The organism is Moritella sp. Urea-trap-13 (genome assembly GCF_002836355.1).
Classification (GTDB): domain Bacteria; phylum Pseudomonadota; class Gammaproteobacteria; order Enterobacterales; family Moritellaceae; genus Moritella.
The window spans coordinates 239,542-254,229 of sequence record NZ_PJCA01000001.1 but is presented as its reverse complement, the minus strand read 5'-3'; the positions used below and the strand labels follow the sequence as shown (position 1 = coordinate 254,229).

The 14,688-nt window shown below is 41.1% G+C and carries 13 protein-coding genes and 11 tRNA genes; 20 read left to right on the top strand and 4 right to left on the bottom strand.

Annotated features, from left to right (window positions below):
- Positions 1–2 precede the first annotated feature (2 nt).
- The 4 genes from lolA to serS all read left to right on the top strand — a co-directional run bounded on the left by lolA (position 3) and on the right by serS (position 3,790).
- Positions 3–623, top strand: coding sequence for an outer membrane lipoprotein chaperone LolA (gene lolA, locus CXF93_RS01145; RefSeq protein ID WP_101060475.1), 621 nt, complete (start codon positions 3–5; stop codon positions 621–623).
- The gene (locus CXF93_RS01140) at positions 623–1,960 is read left to right on the top strand and encodes a replication-associated recombination protein A (protein WP_101060474.1); all 1,338 of its coding nucleotides are present in this window, start codon (positions 623–625) and stop codon (positions 1,958–1,960) included. Before lolA ends, CXF93_RS01140 begins: the two co-directional genes overlap by 1 nt.
- A gap of 14 nt (positions 1,961–1,974) precedes the next feature.
- Positions 1,975–2,358 carry a fluoride efflux transporter CrcB gene (gene crcB / locus CXF93_RS01135; protein ID WP_101060473.1) on the top strand — a complete coding sequence of 128 codons (384 nt, stop codon included), beginning with the start codon at positions 1,975–1,977 and terminating at the stop codon, positions 2,356–2,358.
- Positions 2,359–2,503: 145 nt separating this feature from the next.
- Positions 2,504–3,790, top strand: coding sequence for a serine--tRNA ligase (serS, locus tag CXF93_RS01130; protein ID WP_101060472.1), 1,287 nt, complete (start codon positions 2,504–2,506; stop codon positions 3,788–3,790).
- Between the two features lie 187 nt (positions 3,791–3,977).
- Here the strand turns inward: serS and CXF93_RS01125 are convergent, their stop codons facing one another.
- Positions 3,978–4,307 carry a TusE/DsrC/DsvC family sulfur relay protein gene (locus CXF93_RS01125; protein ID WP_101060471.1) on the bottom strand — a complete coding sequence of 110 codons (330 nt, stop codon included), beginning with the start codon at positions 4,305–4,307 and terminating at the stop codon, positions 3,978–3,980.
- An 84-nt stretch (positions 4,308–4,391) separates the two neighbouring features.
- Positions 4,392–5,054 carry a Bax inhibitor-1/YccA family protein gene (locus tag CXF93_RS01120; protein ID WP_101060470.1) on the bottom strand — a complete coding sequence of 221 codons (663 nt, stop codon included), beginning with the start codon at positions 5,052–5,054 and terminating at the stop codon, positions 4,392–4,394.
- Between the two features lie 192 nt (positions 5,055–5,246).
- Here CXF93_RS01120 and CXF93_RS01115 point away from each other — a divergent pair.
- Positions 5,247–5,337: transfer RNA gene (locus CXF93_RS01115), tRNA-Ser, on the top strand.
- A gap of 96 nt (positions 5,338–5,433) precedes the next feature.
- Here the strand turns inward: CXF93_RS01115 and CXF93_RS01110 are convergent.
- Positions 5,434–6,048, bottom strand: a complete 615-nt coding sequence (locus CXF93_RS01110; RefSeq protein WP_101060469.1) for a glutaredoxin domain-containing protein — start codon at positions 6,046–6,048, stop codon at positions 5,434–5,436.
- Positions 6,049–6,241: 193 nt separating this feature from the next.
- Here CXF93_RS01110 and CXF93_RS01105 point away from each other — a divergent pair.
- Both CXF93_RS01105 and CXF93_RS01100 read left to right on the top strand, forming a co-directional pair.
- Positions 6,242–6,332 (top strand) — tRNA-Ser (locus tag CXF93_RS01105).
- A 384-nt stretch (positions 6,333–6,716) separates the two neighbouring features.
- Positions 6,717–6,807, top strand: a tRNA-Ser gene (locus tag CXF93_RS01100).
- An 88-nt stretch (positions 6,808–6,895) separates the two neighbouring features.
- Here CXF93_RS01100 and CXF93_RS01095 read toward each other — a convergent pair.
- Positions 6,896–7,057 carry an oxidoreductase-like domain-containing protein gene (locus CXF93_RS01095; protein WP_101060468.1) on the bottom strand — a complete coding sequence of 54 codons (162 nt, stop codon included), beginning with the start codon at positions 7,055–7,057 and terminating at the stop codon, positions 6,896–6,898.
- A 383-nt stretch (positions 7,058–7,440) separates the two neighbouring features.
- Here CXF93_RS01095 and uvrY point away from each other — a divergent pair, with 383 nt between their 5' ends.
- From uvrY to CXF93_RS01030, 13 genes are all read left to right on the top strand, one after another.
- Entirely contained in the window at positions 7,441–8,085 is a 645-nt protein-coding gene (uvrY, locus tag CXF93_RS01090; RefSeq protein ID WP_101060467.1) for a UvrY/SirA/GacA family response regulator transcription factor, read from the top strand.
- A 35-nt stretch (positions 8,086–8,120) separates the two neighbouring features.
- Positions 8,121–9,998, top strand: a complete 1,878-nt coding sequence (uvrC, locus tag CXF93_RS01085; protein ID WP_101060466.1) for an excinuclease ABC subunit UvrC — start codon at positions 8,121–8,123, stop codon at positions 9,996–9,998.
- Positions 9,999–10,047: 49 nt separating this feature from the next.
- Positions 10,048–10,626 (top strand): CDP-diacylglycerol--glycerol-3-phosphate 3-phosphatidyltransferase, encoded by a 579-nt coding sequence (gene pgsA, locus CXF93_RS01080; protein WP_101060465.1) that lies wholly within the window; start codon positions 10,048–10,050, stop codon positions 10,624–10,626.
- 228 nt (positions 10,627–10,854) lie between these two features.
- Positions 10,855–10,940 (top strand) — tRNA-Leu (locus CXF93_RS01075).
- A gap of 52 nt (positions 10,941–10,992) precedes the next feature.
- Positions 10,993–11,066, top strand: a tRNA-Cys gene (locus tag CXF93_RS01070).
- Between the two features lie 67 nt (positions 11,067–11,133).
- Positions 11,134–11,219 (top strand) — tRNA-Leu (locus CXF93_RS01065).
- An 88-nt stretch (positions 11,220–11,307) separates the two neighbouring features.
- Positions 11,308–11,381: transfer RNA gene (locus CXF93_RS01060), tRNA-Cys, on the top strand.
- A 70-nt stretch (positions 11,382–11,451) separates the two neighbouring features.
- A tRNA-Leu gene (locus CXF93_RS01055) sits at positions 11,452–11,537 on the top strand.
- Positions 11,538–11,617: 80 nt separating this feature from the next.
- A tRNA-Cys gene (locus tag CXF93_RS01050) sits at positions 11,618–11,691 on the top strand.
- Positions 11,692–11,848: 157 nt separating this feature from the next.
- Positions 11,849–13,255, top strand: coding sequence for a DUF3943 domain-containing protein (locus CXF93_RS01045; RefSeq protein ID WP_101060696.1), 1,407 nt, complete (start codon positions 11,849–11,851; stop codon positions 13,253–13,255).
- A gap of 199 nt (positions 13,256–13,454) precedes the next feature.
- Positions 13,455–13,540, top strand: a tRNA-Leu gene (locus tag CXF93_RS01040).
- A 258-nt stretch (positions 13,541–13,798) separates the two neighbouring features.
- Positions 13,799–14,362: a type IV pilin protein gene (locus CXF93_RS22410; RefSeq protein ID WP_101060464.1), complete on the top strand. Its 564-nt coding sequence runs from the start codon at positions 13,799–13,801 to the stop codon at positions 14,360–14,362.
- Between the two features lie 125 nt (positions 14,363–14,487).
- Positions 14,488–14,573 (top strand) — tRNA-Leu (locus tag CXF93_RS01030).
- Positions 14,574–14,688 lie beyond the last annotated feature (115 nt).

Below are 14,688 nucleotides of genomic sequence, written 5' to 3'. Positions count from 1 at the left end.
TTATGAGAAACAACATGTCATTTAAAAAAATCGTCGTAACAGCAGTGCTAATGACTGCCTCTATGCTAACGCATGCGCAAAGCGTAAAACAAGAACTACAAAGTCAACTAACTCAGTTAAAGCCATTTAGCGCTGACTTTACGCAAATAGTCACGTCAGCTGAGGGTGATAACCTGGCTACTGCACAGGGATTGATGCAGTTACAACGTCCCAATCAATTCCGCTGGGAAACGACGTCGCCGGATGAACAATTGATCGTATCGAATGGTGAAAGCCTGTGGTTTTATAACCCGTTTGTTGAACAAGTTAGTATTTACACACTTAAAGATGCTATTGCCAATACACCCTTCATGTTAATTGCGGGTGCTCAGCAAGCAGCATGGGAAACGTATCGAGTCACCAAACAAGCCGGTATTTACACGGTTATTACCCCAAATGATCCTGCTGCAGCGATCTTCACCTTACAATTTAAACAAGGTGAAATAGCCCAGTTCTCGGTACAAGAGCAACAAGGCCAAAACAGCCAATTTGCGTTAACAAATCATAAGACAATGAACAAGATGGATCCTGCGTTGTTTAATTTTATTATCCCGGAAGATACAGATATAGATGACCAACGCTAATGAATAATACGATGTCACTTGATTTTAGTCCCGATTTTCAACCGTTAGCCGCCAGAATGCGACCACAAAAAATGTCGCAATATATTGGTCAAACGCACATTCTAGGTGAAGGTAAACCCTTACACCGAGCGCTATTAGCAGGTCATGCCCATTCAATGATTTTATGGGGACCTCCTGGTACAGGCAAAACCACCATCGCAGAAATGATTGCGCATTATTGTGATGCGAAAGTTGAGCGTGTGCATGCTGTTACCTCGGGTATCAAAGATATCCGTTTAGCGATAGAAAAAGCCAAAGATAATGCCATTCAAGGTTTCCGTACCATCTTGTTTGTCGATGAAGTGCATCGCTTTAATAAAAGCCAACAAGATGCCTTTTTACCGCATATTGAAGATGGCACTATTATCTTTATTGGCGCGACAACCGAAAACCCGTCATTTGAACTCAATAACGCTTTGCTCTCACGTGCGCGTGTCTATGTACTGAAAAAATTAACGGCAGATGAAATACAACAAGTTGTGGAGCAAGCGTTAACGGATGAACGTGGACTGGCTAATGTGAAGTTTAACTTTGCGCCGGGTGTAAAAGAAAAACTCTGCGAATTGGTTGATGGTGATGCTAGAAAGAGCCTCAATTACCTTGAACTGTTAAATGACATGGCTGAAGACGAAGGTCAAGGCAAGCTGATCTCGCTGGAAAGATTGATGTCTGTTGTTGGCCGTAAGGTGAATAGTTTTGATAATAAAGGTGAGCTTTATTATGACCTGATGTCTGCACTACATAAATCCATTCGCGGTTCATCACCGGATGCGGCATTATATTGGTTTGCACGTATGTTAGCTGGTGGCTGTGACCCACTGCATGTTGCCCGCCGTTTACTCGCTATTGCCTCTGAAGATATTGGTAATGCTGACCCAAGAGCGATGCAAGTTGCAGTATCGGCATGGGATTGCTTTAGCCGTGTTGGTGCATATGAAGGTGAACGTGCGATTGCTCAAGCGATTGTATACCTTGCATCTGCAGCCAAGAGTAACGCGGTTTATACCGCATTTTCCCAAGCGAAGATGATGGTACAAGAGCAGCCAGACTTTGATGTCCCTATGCATTTACGTAATGCCCCAACCAAATTGATGTCCGATCTTGGTTATGGTGATGACTATCGTTATGCCCATGATGAAGTAGGGGCGTATGCGCCGGGTGAATGTTATATGCCGGAAGCATTGCAAGGTATCAAGCTATATCATCCTGTCGATCGCGGTGTTGAAAAGCAAATTAAGCAAAAACTTGATTACTTACATCAGCTCGATATTAACAGTCCAAGAAAACGCTATAAATAACGACGGTATTATCAATGAATAATTTAGCATTATACGGTTTTGTGGCACTCGGTGGTGCAACTGGGGCAGTATTACGTACTTTTATAGCTCAAACTGCAACGGCAGTGTTAGGTAAAGGTTTTCCGTACGGCACGCTTATCGTCAATATTTTAGGCTCGTTGTTAATGGGGATACTATTTGCCTTACTCGATGACAACCTGATTGCTGAAACACCTTGGCGACAACTTATTGGTTTAGGTTTCTTAGGTGCACTGACGACATTTTCGACATTCTCGATGGATTCCTTGTTGTTGTTACAAGATGGGCAGTGGTTAAAAGCAGGCCTAAATGTGTCTTTAAACGTATTCGTGTGTATTTTTGTTGCATATTTAGGTATGCGCTTAGTATTTCGAGCATAAAGACCCGTATTTTAAGTATAAAAGCCGTGATGAAAGTGTAAATACACGTTAAAATAATATGTGTTAATAACACCCACAGATATTCCTGACCCAGTGCAAGGAAATCGTACTCAGGTCGAAATAAAACAAGCAGAGTAGGTAAAGAATGTTAGATCCTAAATTTCTTCGAGCAGACTTAGAAGAAGCTAAACAGCGTTTAGCGAGCCGTGGTTTTGAACTAGACGTTGAGACAATTAAATCATTAGAAGAACAACGTAAAGCATTACAGATCCGTACAGAGCAATTACAGAATGATCGTAACGTACGTTCTAAATCCATTGGTAAAGCAAAAGCAAGTGGTGACGATATTCAACCACTTTTAGCGGAAGTTGGTAAATTAGGCGAAGAGCTTGATGCAGCTAAAGCTGAATTAGCTGAGCTACTAACTAGAATTGAAGATATTGCACTATCGCTACCAAACCTACCACATCCATCGGTACCACTAGGTAAAGATGAAGATGAAAATGTAGAGTTAAAGCGTTGGGGTCAGCCAAAAGAATTTGATTTTGAAATTAAAGATCACGTTGATGTAGGCGAAGCACTTGGCGGTCTAGATTTTAAAAACGCAGTTAAAATTACCGGTTCACGCTTCATTGTTATGCGTGGTCAAATTGCCCGTATGCACCGTGCTATCGCGCAATTTATGCTTGATACACACACTGATGTGCATGGTTATACAGAATTGTATGTACCTTACCTTGTGAACTCTGATTCGTTATACGGTACTGGTCAATTACCAAAATTTGGTGAAGATCTGTTCCACACTAAACCTGCAACAGAAGAAGGCCAAGGTTTAAGCCTGATCCCTACTGCTGAAGTGCCAGTAACAAATACAGCGCGTGACACCATCACTGATGAAGCTGATCTACCTGTACGTCTAACGGCGCACACACCTTGTTTCCGCAGTGAAGCAGGTTCATATGGTCGCGATACACGTGGTCTAATTCGTCAACATCAGTTTGATAAAGTTGAGATGGTGCAATTAGCACATCCTGAAAAATCATACGAAGCGCTTGAAGAGATGCGTCAGCATGCTGAAAACATCTTAATCAAGCTTAATCTTCCATACCGTGTAGTTACGCTATGTACTGGTGATATGGGCTTTGGCGCAGCGAAAACATACGATCTTGAAGTATGGGTTCCAGCACAGAAAACATATCGTGAAATCTCTTCAGTTTCTAACTGTGAAGATTTCCAAGCTCGTCGTCTACAGGCGCGTGCGCGTCTTAAAGACAATAAGAAGCCGGTATTGCTACATACACTCAATGGTTCTGGTTTAGCGGTAGGTCGTACACTAGTAGCAATCCTAGAGAACTACCAGTTAGAAGATGGCCGTGTTGAAGTGCCTGAAGTACTGCAAGGTTACATGGGCGGTCTAACGCACCTAGGTTAACCTAGCGTGCTACAGATGGTCGATTAGACTGAGTAACAAATAAAAAAGCCCCGCTTAGTTATGACGATAACTAAGCGGGGCTTTTTTATTTCTGTGTTTATTAGCGAGCTAATGAAAGGCTCTTTTTATAGGCACAGATTACAGGCCTATTTATGACACATTTGCAGACACTCTTTAAAGAGGTTATTTATAGGCATTTGGCTGGTTTAGGTAAGCCGGCTATTTTAGTGGCTTGCTTGGCTGGGCCTTTTGGGAACAGCTTATATAGGTAAATGCTGTTACCTTTATCTGCACCGAGCTTTTTCGCCATCGCTTTCACTAATGCGCGAATAGCAGGGGAGGTATTGTATTCAAGATAGAAATTACGCACGAAAAGCACCACTTCCCAATGAGCGGGGCTCATCTCAATACTTTCTTGTTCGGCAATCAAAGGTGCCAGTGCTTCACTCCAATCACTCGAGTTAAGTAGGTAACCTTGCTTGTCGGTAGCGATCTGTTGTTCGTTGATAATTAACATAGGTTTAAACTAATCGTAAAGGGAAAACAAAAAAGCCTCGTCAAACGAGGCTTTTCACTATTTATAATTACAGTTTAATTGTAATTAGTCATCGCTATTCATAACACCTAGGATTTGCAGTAAGCTAATAAAGATATTATACAGTGATACAAAGATAGTTACCGTTGCAGAAATGTAGCTCGTTTCGCCACCTTTAATGATCGAGCTTGTTTGCATCAAGATAGCACCTGATGAGAACAAGATGAACATTGAACTGATAGCTAGGCTAAGTGCTGGGATTTGTAGGAAGATGTTACCAATCATAGCAACGATTAATACTACAAAGCCTGCTGTCATCATGCCGCTTAGGAAAGACATATCTTTTTTCGTTGTCAGCACGTATGCAGACAAACCAAAGAAAGTAAATGCAGTACCAGCAAAGGCTAATACAACAATGTCACCCATACCTGCACCTATGTACATGTTAATTAATGGGCCAACCGTATAACCTAAGAAACCAGTGAATAGGAATACAAATAAAATACCCATTGAGTTATTACGGTTCTTTTCTGTTAAGTACATTAAACCGTATACACCAACAAGGGTAATGATAAAGCCAGGCGCAGGTAAGTTTAATGTTACTACTGCAGCAGCAATTATCGCTGAAAACGCGAGTGTCATCGCTAATAGCATATAGGTATTTCGAAGTACCTTATTGGTCGCTAGTACGCTTGTTTGCGACTGAGTCTGAATCGTACGTTGTTGCATTGTGTCTGTTCCTTAATAATTAACACTGCCAGTTAGAGTATCAGTATACCCTAAAGTTCCGACATATTATGACAATGTAGTTAATTTATAGTCAAATAAGTTAAAAACAAGCCTTTTGACTTAAAAATTTGATTAATTTTTTAAAACACTTTATCTTTTTTTCAAACTCTGTATTATACGCTCCATTGCTGCGGAGGGGTGGCAGAGTGGCCGAATGCACTGGTCTTGAAAACCAGCAGGGGTTAATAGCTCCTCGAGAGTTCAAATCTCTCCTCCTCCGCCATCTATATAGAGAAGGGCGCTATCTGCAAAGATAGCGCCTTTTTTGCATTTTAGCCTTTATCAGTACTTTTATAACTTTCGTTACCTCTCACAACCCTCATAACTTCTCAGACAAGGAGCATTGCCCGCGTTCTGTATTTGCCTCTACATCTTGTTTTACGATACTACTTAACTCATCTGCGCCGCCAACATAATGCCCGTCTATCCATATCTGCGGTACTGTCACCGGTTGTTTAGGATCGATTAACGGCTTTACTCTCGAGAGCATTTCATAAAGGGCGCGAGGACTGGTGATCACATCATGATAGATGTATTCGATATTCGCTTGTTGTAAGTATGTTTTCGCGCGTTGGCAATGCGGGCAGTTTTGCTTGCCAAAAATGTGCTGACCTGTGATGGGTACTTGTTGGGAATGTGCTTCGATTACGGCTTGGGTTAATACGCCGCGGTTTAATGCGCGACCCTGACTGATCACCTTATCTGCAACCATGACGATAGGGGCATGCCAACCACCTTTAAGCATCGGTTGCCACCATTCATTTAACCAGTCTTTAATTTCTAGCTCGACCGGAATACCACCTAATTCATTTTTTAGGGTATCCAAGACAATATCTTTGGTTAGTGCGCATTCGCCACAAGGGATCTTAATGTGAAAAGGTCCCCAATTACCAGCCCAGCGATAGAGCGTAATTTTGACTGCTTGTTTATCCATGTTGCACCTTTAATGATAAATACCGGTGTTATGTTCGACAGCAGCTTTCTGCTGTTACTTGTTATTGTGTTGTATCGTCGAATTACAGCGCGAAGCGAATGAAAAGTAAACGCTTAAAACGTTTGCTATCAATTTTTAGCTTGTTGATATTTACAAGTCGCCATCATGTCTCTATTATACGCTCCATTGCTGCGGAGGGGTGGCAGAGTGGCCGAATGCACTGGTCTTGAAAACCAGCAGGGGTTAATAGCTCCTCGAGAGTTCAAATCTCTCCTCCTCCGCCATCTATATAGAGAAGGGCGCTATCTGCAAAGGTAGCGCCTTTTTTGCATCTAACGCTTATTCTTTTCCTGACCGTTCGCCTTTCAGTACTCTCGTTTGATACGATCCCAGCACTCTTTCTCAATATTCCACTATTCTATTTTAGTACCTAATTTTAGTACTATCTCATCACCATCAGACCATTGCATGCACTATCATTTTTTAGTGTAGTTGATAGTCATCGAGACTTTACTGATAGAGCTCTCGAATGAGATGTTTTTAAGCACTTATTTTGCTGTGTCGCTAGGAAGTTGATCAAGTTGGTTTTATTTTGTGCGAAGTTTGCAGGCTTTGGATTTTTGCTTTACAAGTCGCCGCTATCTCTCTATTATACGCTCCATTGCTGCGGAGGGGTGGCAGAGTGGCCGAATGCACTGGTCTTGAAAACCAGCAGGGGTTAATAGCTCCTCGAGAGTTCAAATCTCTCCTCCTCCGCCATCTACATAGAAAAGGCGCTGTTCTGATAAAGAACAGCGCCTTTTTGCTATCTGACGATTAGTAAATTCAAAATATTGTCTTACTCAGCTTACTCAGCTTGCTCAAGCAGTGCTGCACGTTGTGCATTCCATAATTTTCGTTGTGCATAATAATAATCCCAAACACACGGACAACAAGCGCCACCGCCACAACAATCATCATCTGCAGGCGGATAGGGTTTTTCTATTAACTGTGGTTGCGGTATTTCCATGGGTTCGTCCTCTTAGCTAACTGTAGACAAAATGTAACATATTTTTAACGGCAAGCAATAAGCAATGCTGGCGAATTAATAAGCGACTGTATTATCAGCGATAAAAATATATATATCGTTTACATATATTTATAAAGTAATTATAGAGTGACCGAAATCTCAGCCTTTCTTAGTAACTAATTGTTATTTTGCCAACTGCACCGCATTTTAGGTTTAAAGTCATAACGTTATTAAATTATTGATATATAATATGATATTATTATTTGGTATAAGCATATTAGCTTATATGGCGAGCGAGATAGCAAAAATAACAACCTATTTTTGACCATCTAAGGTATTATGCTCTATAGAAATTGTATGTATGTGTATGCGGAGATATTCTTTTGATTAATGTATTCCTTGTCGATGATCACGAATTAGTCCGTACCGGAATTCGCCGAATTCTTGAAGATGTACGTGGTATTAAAGTCGTGGGTGAAGTTTCATGCGGAGAGGATGCCGTTCAATTTTGTCGAGACAATCAACCTGATGTGATCTTGATGGACATGAACATGCCAGGTATTGGCGGATTAGAAGCGACACGTAAAATTTTACGAAATAATCCTGATATTAGAATTATCGTGTTAACGATACACACGGAAGAACCTTTCCCAAGCAAAGTAATGCAAGCGGGTGGTGCAGGTTATCTAACTAAAAGTGCAGCACCAGAAGAGGTATTAGGCGCAATTCGTAAAGTGCATAGTGGGCAACGTTATATAGCCCCTGAAATTGCACAGCAAATGGCATTAAGCCAATTTTCATCTGCTGATGAAAGTCCTTTTCAAAGTTTGTCTGAACGTGAGTTACAGATCATGATGATGATTACGAAAGGACAGAAAGTAGTTGATATTGCTGAGCAGCTACACCTTAACTCTAAGACTGTTAATGCTTATCGCTATCGCTTATTCAGTAAGCTTAATATTAACGGTGACGTTGAATTGACTCACTTAGCGATTAGACACGGTATCTTAGATGCAGATACACTATAATTAAGTATTACTTTACTTAATTTCAATTGAGAAAGATGCCTTCGGGTGTCTTTTATTTTATGCCTTCTAAAGAACAATTCAATCATCAAGATTTTTTAAAAACAGTCTCGCACCAGCCCGGTGTTTATCGTATGTATGATCATAAAGATGTGGTTATTTATGTCGGTAAAGCCAAAAATCTACACAAACGTTTAAGCAGTTATTTTCGAGCAACCGTCGATCGTGAAAAAACCCGCGTACTGGTAACGCATATCGCTAATATTGATGTCACGGTAACGCACTCCGAAACTGAAGCCTTGGTACTTGAGCATACCTATATTAAGCGCTATCAGCCGCGTTACAACGTGTCACTGCGTGATGATAAGTCTTACCCTTATATTCTGATTACCGATCACAAACACCCACAGCTAATGTCTATCCGCACGCGGAATAAGCGTAAGGGGCAATATTTTGGTCCTTATCCAAGTGGCAGTGCGGTGCGAGAAAGTCTGCATTTAATGCAAAAACTCTTTCCTGTGCGTCAGTGTGAAGACCGTTATTATCAAAACCGCTCTCGCCCGTGTTTACAATTCCAGCTAAAACGCTGTTTAGGGCCTTGTGTAAAGATGCACAATCCTGATGAGTATGACCAGCAAGTAGCACTTGCAGCGTTGTTCTTGAAGGGTAAAAATATCGATGTCATTAATGAATTAGTGGTTAAGATGGAGCAGGCTAGCCAACAGTTAGATTTTGAAGCCGCGGCACGTTATCGCGATCAAATCCAAGCCCTAAGAACCATTCAAGAACAGCAATATGTAACGTCTGATTTAGGTGAAATGGATGTGATTGGTTTTGCCTTCAAAAATGGCATTGCTTGTGTGCATCTGTTATTCGTGCGATCGGGTAAAGTCTTTGGCAGTCGGAGTTATTTTCCTACCGTGCCTGTAAACACAGATAATAATGAAGTTATTCAAGCATTCTTATTACAGTATTACCTGAATAAAGAAACACAGCAGGCGATCCCAAAAGAAGTACTGTTAACTGAGTTACCTGAAGAACATGAATTAATTGAGGCAAGTTTAAGCCAACTAGCAGGGCGCAAAATAAAGCTGACTAACCCTAAGCGTGGCGATCGTTCTAAGTTTTTAAGGTTAGCGCTTACTAATGCTGAAACAGCATTAACAACTAAGCTAGCAACCAAGAGTACAGTGCTAAACCGCTTTAAAGCGTTAGAGAAAGTACTGAGTTTTGATGGCAAGATCCAACGTATGGAATGTTTCGATATTAGTCATACGGGTGGTGAGCAAACGGTGGCATCGTGCGTGGTGTTTAATCGCGATGGACCGAATAAAAGCGAATATCGACACTTTAATATTAGTGGTATTACCGGTGGCGATGATTACGCGGCGATGGCGCAAGTATTAGAGCGTCGTTTTAAAAAGGCCATTGAAGTGGATAAGATACCGGATATTTTATTTATTGATGGTGGTAAAGGCCAGATGACCCAGGCAGAGCAGGTACTTACTCAGTACGCTGATAACTTTGCCGTTAAACGACCTAAAATAATTGGTATTGCTAAAGGCGTGACCCGTAAAGCGGGCCTAGAAACATTAATTTTGTCCGGCGCATTGGATAACGTGGCTGATACCGAGTTTTATTTACCCAGTGATTCACCGGCATTGCACCTGGTACAGCATATTCGTGATGAATCTCATCGTTTTGCCATTACGGGACATCGTGCCCGTCGGAACAAAGTTAAACGTACTAGCGGGTTAGAAAATATTACTGGGGTTGGGCCGAAACGTCGCCAAGTATTACTTAAATTCATGGGGGGCTTACAGCAATTACGCAGTGCGAGTAGGGAGGAAATTGCAAAAGTACCAGGTATCAGTATTGATTTAGCAGAAAAAATCTATGATTCATTGCATCAATAAGCAAGATATAGGACTATAGAGATGTTTCAATTTCAAAAGCATGAGAATAATGAAAAACATACCCAATATTTTAACTTTGTTTCGCGTGATTTTAATTCCTTTTTTTGTTCTCGCGTTTTATTTACCAATTGAAAATTCGTTTTATATTGCCACGTGGATCTTCTTTATTGCTGGCGTAACCGATTACCTTGATGGTTATCTAGCAAGACGTTGGAATGTATCAAGCAAGCTTGGCGCATTCTTAGATCCTGTTGCAGACAAAATCATGGTGATCACGGCGCTAGTGATGATAGCGGGCGATCACGACCGTATCGCTGCCACCATTGGTGAGCACAGTGCATTATGGGTGATGATCCCTGCGCTGATTATGATTGGCCGCGAGCTGGCTATTTCAGGTTTACGTGAATGGATGGCAGATCTCGGTAAACGTGCGAATGTTGCAGTTGGTAACGCAGGTAAGTGGAAAACCAGTTTGCAAATGATGGCGCTAGGCGGTTTTATTTGGCAACAAGGCCCGTGGATGGTCTATCTTGCGTATTTAGTTTTTTATGCCGCTATGGTGTTAACCGTGATTTCTATGGTGCAGTACTTTTCTGCGGCGTGGGGCGAGTTAACCAGCGAAGATTAAGACATTATTTCTAGTAACCCTATAAGTTGTTTTAGAGTAAGTCGCTATTATGGCGGCATTTAAGCCCTTTTAGTTAAAAAACAGACTGTTTAGGTTGAAACGTAAGCGTTTTGTTCGTTGCCGCTAAAAGGGTGTTGACTCTATTTTTTAGGTCTGTAGAATGCGTCAGCACATAGGGTCTACAGCGGTTTGATAAAATAGCTTAGATGATATGTAAAAGAATTCAGTGCCCGAGTGGTGAAATCGGTAGACACAAGGGATTTAAAATCCCTCGCTTAATAGGCGTGCCGGTTCAATTCCGGCCTCGGGCACCAATTTCTTTTTGTTAGATATAACATTAAACATATGACTTTAAATGTAAAATATGGCGGGTTGGCAGAGTGGCTATGCAGCGGATTGCAAATCCGTGGACCTCGATTCGACTTCGGGACCCGCCTCCATGATTAAAGCTTGAAAGAGCGAGTTTGTTGGTTCTGCACTGGAACGGATAAACTATAAAAATTCAGTGCCCGAGTGGTGAAATCGGTAGACACAAGGGATTTAAAATCCCTCGCTTAATAGGCGTGCCGGTTCAATTCCGGCCTCGGGCACCAATTATTACTAATGCTAGCAATAGTATATCTCGCTAAGATGTAAAATTAGCACCCTGTATTAGCAACGAAAATTGTGATGGCAGGATATGGCGGGTTGGCAGAGTGGCTATGCAGCGGATTGCAAATCCGTGGACCTCGATTCGACTTCGGGACCCGCCTCCATGATTTAAGCTTGAAAGAGCAAGTTTATTGGTTCTGCACTGGAACGAATAAACTATAAAAATAATTCAGTGCCCGAGTGGTGAAATCGGTAGACACAAGGGATTTAAAATCCCTCGCTTAATAGGCGTGCCGGTTCAATTCCGGCCTCGGGCACCAACTAATACTTAAATAGTGTATATCGCTAAGATATAAAATTAGCACTCTGTGTTAACAATTAATTTGTCATCACAGTATATGGCGGGTTGGCAGAGTGGCTATGCAGCGGATTGCAAATCCGTGGACCTCGATTCGACTTCGGGACCCGCCTCCATATTCTAAATGTAAATTGATTATAAATACCCTAACCAGCTGATGCTGGTTTTTTTGTATCTAAAATTTAGCCTCCAAAAATACTTACAGCTGATAAATGCAGGATACAGCATGCAATGCTATGTTTGTGTTATATAAAATTACAAATTGAGTACTGCATGACAGATCAAGGAATGATACTTCAGCTATATAAAATACTCTTCACCACCACATTATTGCTCAATAGCACTCATATTAGCGCTGAAGAAGTAATACCTAGTCCTGCTGCGCCTGAAGACGTCGTTATCACTTCTACGCCCGTAAATGAAGTATCTATTGTGACCGTTACAAATAGTAGTTGGGAAGATAAAAACCTGCCTTATAGCGTTTACGCACAGCCATATAAAATTTCACTGTTTGATACAGCCAATGGCGAAGATGGCGAACGGCTATGGTCACAAACTAAATCTGTGGCTTGGTATGGTGTTGGTGTTGCGGGGTTTTTAGCGGTATTGCCAAGTGATATTACCAATTGGGAAACGAGTGATGAACGGCTAGCTGAAAAGTGGTGGGACAATGTACGAGAGGGACCTGTTTGGGATCGGGATGTGTGGTACATCAATTACATCGGCCATCCTTATTTTGGTGGCGTGTATTACCAGTCAGCGCGTAAATCAGGCTACCGACAGTGGGATGCTTTTATTTATTCAGCGCTGATGTCTACTTTCTATTGGGAATATGGTATCGAAGCATTTGCTGAAATACCTGCACTACAGGATCTGGTTGTCACGCCTGTGCTTGGTTGGGTGTACGGTGAGTGGGCGTTTAATCAGGAAAAAGACATTATCCAGGGCGGTGGCACAGTCTGGGGTTCTGAAGCGCTTGGCAGTACAGCGTTATTCTTCCTTGACCCTGTAGACAGTATAGGCCATGGCATTAACCAGTTAGTGGGTAAACAGGTGGTTATAGCGGGTACTGGCTATGTAGGAATTCAAGAAGTTAGCTTACCGAATGGCAGCTCGGAAACTCAGGTTAAAATCAATCTCAGATACGCGATGGGTAGTGGTAAAGGCAATTCGACCAAGGCGCGTAGTGATATGTATAATGCTGCAGGCGCTGACGATCCGGTTGATTTTGGTATTGTTGGTTTTTCTGCTGGTTATGCTTATCTTAATTTGGATGATGAGTGGGGGCTTGAAAATGGCTGGGCACCGATATTCAGTCTCGGTCTTTACTTTAGCCCCGAGTTTTCGTCGCGTCTAAGTTATAGTCGTGGTGAAATGAAAGAGAAAACCAGCGCAGAGCATATTGTTTATGAGAACTATAGCGTTGATATGCAGTATTACTTCAATGCGGATAACGATTTACGTCCTTATATCAATATTGGCTTAGGTGAGGCACTCAAGGATCAGGATCGAGATATTAAAACATTCCAGGGTAATGCAGGCGTTGGCATATATTACAAACTAGATCGTAATTGGGCTCTGCAATTTGATTGGCAACATTATTATGGTACTAAGTTTTCAGCCAATGATGATTTAGCCAGTGGCCAGGTTATTTACCGCTTTGGTAATGGTGAGCGTTAGAACTAACGCCTTGTATACATTATAATTGCGCGAAATATGCTAAATAGGTTGTTTTTAAATCAGTTGCTTTAAATCGATTGATATTCTATTGACTCATTATTAGAATCAAGTAAAGTGTACCTCGTTCTCAAGGCAAAGCCTTAGACACAAATTTAATTGATTAGTTTTGCACTGAAAACTGATTAATAAAAAATTCAGTGCCCGAGTGGTGAAATCGGTAGACACAAGGGATTTAAAATCCCTCGCTTAATAGGCGTGCCGGTTCAATTCCGGCCTCGGGCACCAATATTTTATAAAAAAACCAGCTATAGCTGGTTTTTTTATGTCTGTAATTTAGTTAATCCTTATTCATGCCCTGATTTATCATCATCTTCTATACCACTGAAATTCCAAGTTATTATTCGTAAAATAAAGGTTTAACGGTTTTATGTCTGCTATTGTTTACAGATGCAGCTTAATTATATTTTTATTCGTTATATTATTTTATTAAACCATACGTATAATGCGGTCTTTATTTCATCATATAGTATTTTATAGGCCGTAGTGAAGAGTCAAAGGCAAAGTAAGTCTGCGGGATTTACGTTAATCGAATTAGTCATTGTTATTATCGTTTTGGGCGTGTTAGCGAGTGTCGCTTTACCTAAATTTATGAATCTTCAGCGCGATGCTAAAATTTCGACATTATCAGGTATTGCGGGGCAGCTAGAAGATCAGAGTAAGATAGCTTTTCTAAAAGCACAGTTGGATAATATACCAATTAGTGATGACTGTTCGTATGACTGTAATGGCCACCCTTATTGGGATATTGGCCTTGGGCATTATTTTATTAATACCGTTGATGGTACAAAGTTGTATATCGAATGGGGATATCCACTTTATAGCAGGGTTGAAAATGATATTGTCACAAATGCTAATTTTAAATCTGCGATGGGGTTAATTGATAGCCAGTTTGTTTTTGTCGATGGTTACCCTTTGAAGATAATACCTCGTCAATGGGCTAATAAGCTGCAAGAAATAGAGCTGGGTCATTATAAGTGTCACGTTGAATACCGTTCAGCCGATTCTCTCGAGGGTAATGATATTACGATTGTTTCTGATGATTGCTAGATGAACAATTAGCGCTTATTTTCAACCATTTGATTTATGTTTAATATTTTGTATTGACTCGATATTAGAATCAGGTAAAGTAAGCGCATATCCGGTTAGGCAGCAGCTTAACAGTTTATCACTCAGCCCGAGTGGTGAAATCGGTAGACACAAGGGATTTAAAATCCCTCGCTTAATAGGCGTGCCGGTTCAATTCCGGCCTCGGGCACCAAATTTAGAAAAAGGCTTACCTAACGGTAAGCCTTTTTTGCTTTCTGACGTTTAAAATAATCCTTGTCTCTTTAAACTATAGTGATATATGATATGTAATTATCTTTTTATGATTA

Bases quoted from the DNA above. Each gene is read 5' to 3' on its own strand.
- lolA (WP_101060475.1), top strand. From the start codon at position 3: ATGAGAAACAACATGTCATTTAAAAAAATCGTCGTAACAGCAGTGCTA.
- CXF93_RS01140 (WP_101060474.1), top strand. From the start codon at position 623: ATGAATAATACGATGTCACTTGATTTTAGTCCCGATTTTCAACCGTTA.
- crcB (WP_101060473.1), top strand. From the start codon at position 1,975: ATGAATAATTTAGCATTATACGGTTTTGTGGCACTCGGTGGTGCAACT.
- serS (WP_101060472.1), top strand. From the start codon at position 2,504: ATGTTAGATCCTAAATTTCTTCGAGCAGACTTAGAAGAAGCTAAACAG.
- CXF93_RS01125 (WP_101060471.1), bottom strand. From the start codon at position 4,307: ATGTTAATTATCAACGAACAACAGATCGCTACCGACAAGCAAGGTTAC.
- CXF93_RS01120 (WP_101060470.1), bottom strand. From the start codon at position 5,054: ATGCAACAACGTACGATTCAGACTCAGTCGCAAACAAGCGTACTAGCG.
- CXF93_RS01110 (WP_101060469.1), bottom strand. From the start codon at position 6,048: ATGGATAAACAAGCAGTCAAAATTACGCTCTATCGCTGGGCTGGTAAT.
- CXF93_RS01095 (WP_101060468.1), bottom strand. From the start codon at position 7,057: ATGGAAATACCGCAACCACAGTTAATAGAAAAACCCTATCCGCCTGCA.
- uvrC (WP_101060466.1), top strand. From the start codon at position 8,121: ATGCCTTCGGGTGTCTTTTATTTTATGCCTTCTAAAGAACAATTCAAT.
- pgsA (WP_101060465.1), top strand. From the start codon at position 10,048: ATGAAAAACATACCCAATATTTTAACTTTGTTTCGCGTGATTTTAATT.
- CXF93_RS01045 (WP_101060696.1), top strand. From the start codon at position 11,849: ATGACAGATCAAGGAATGATACTTCAGCTATATAAAATACTCTTCACC.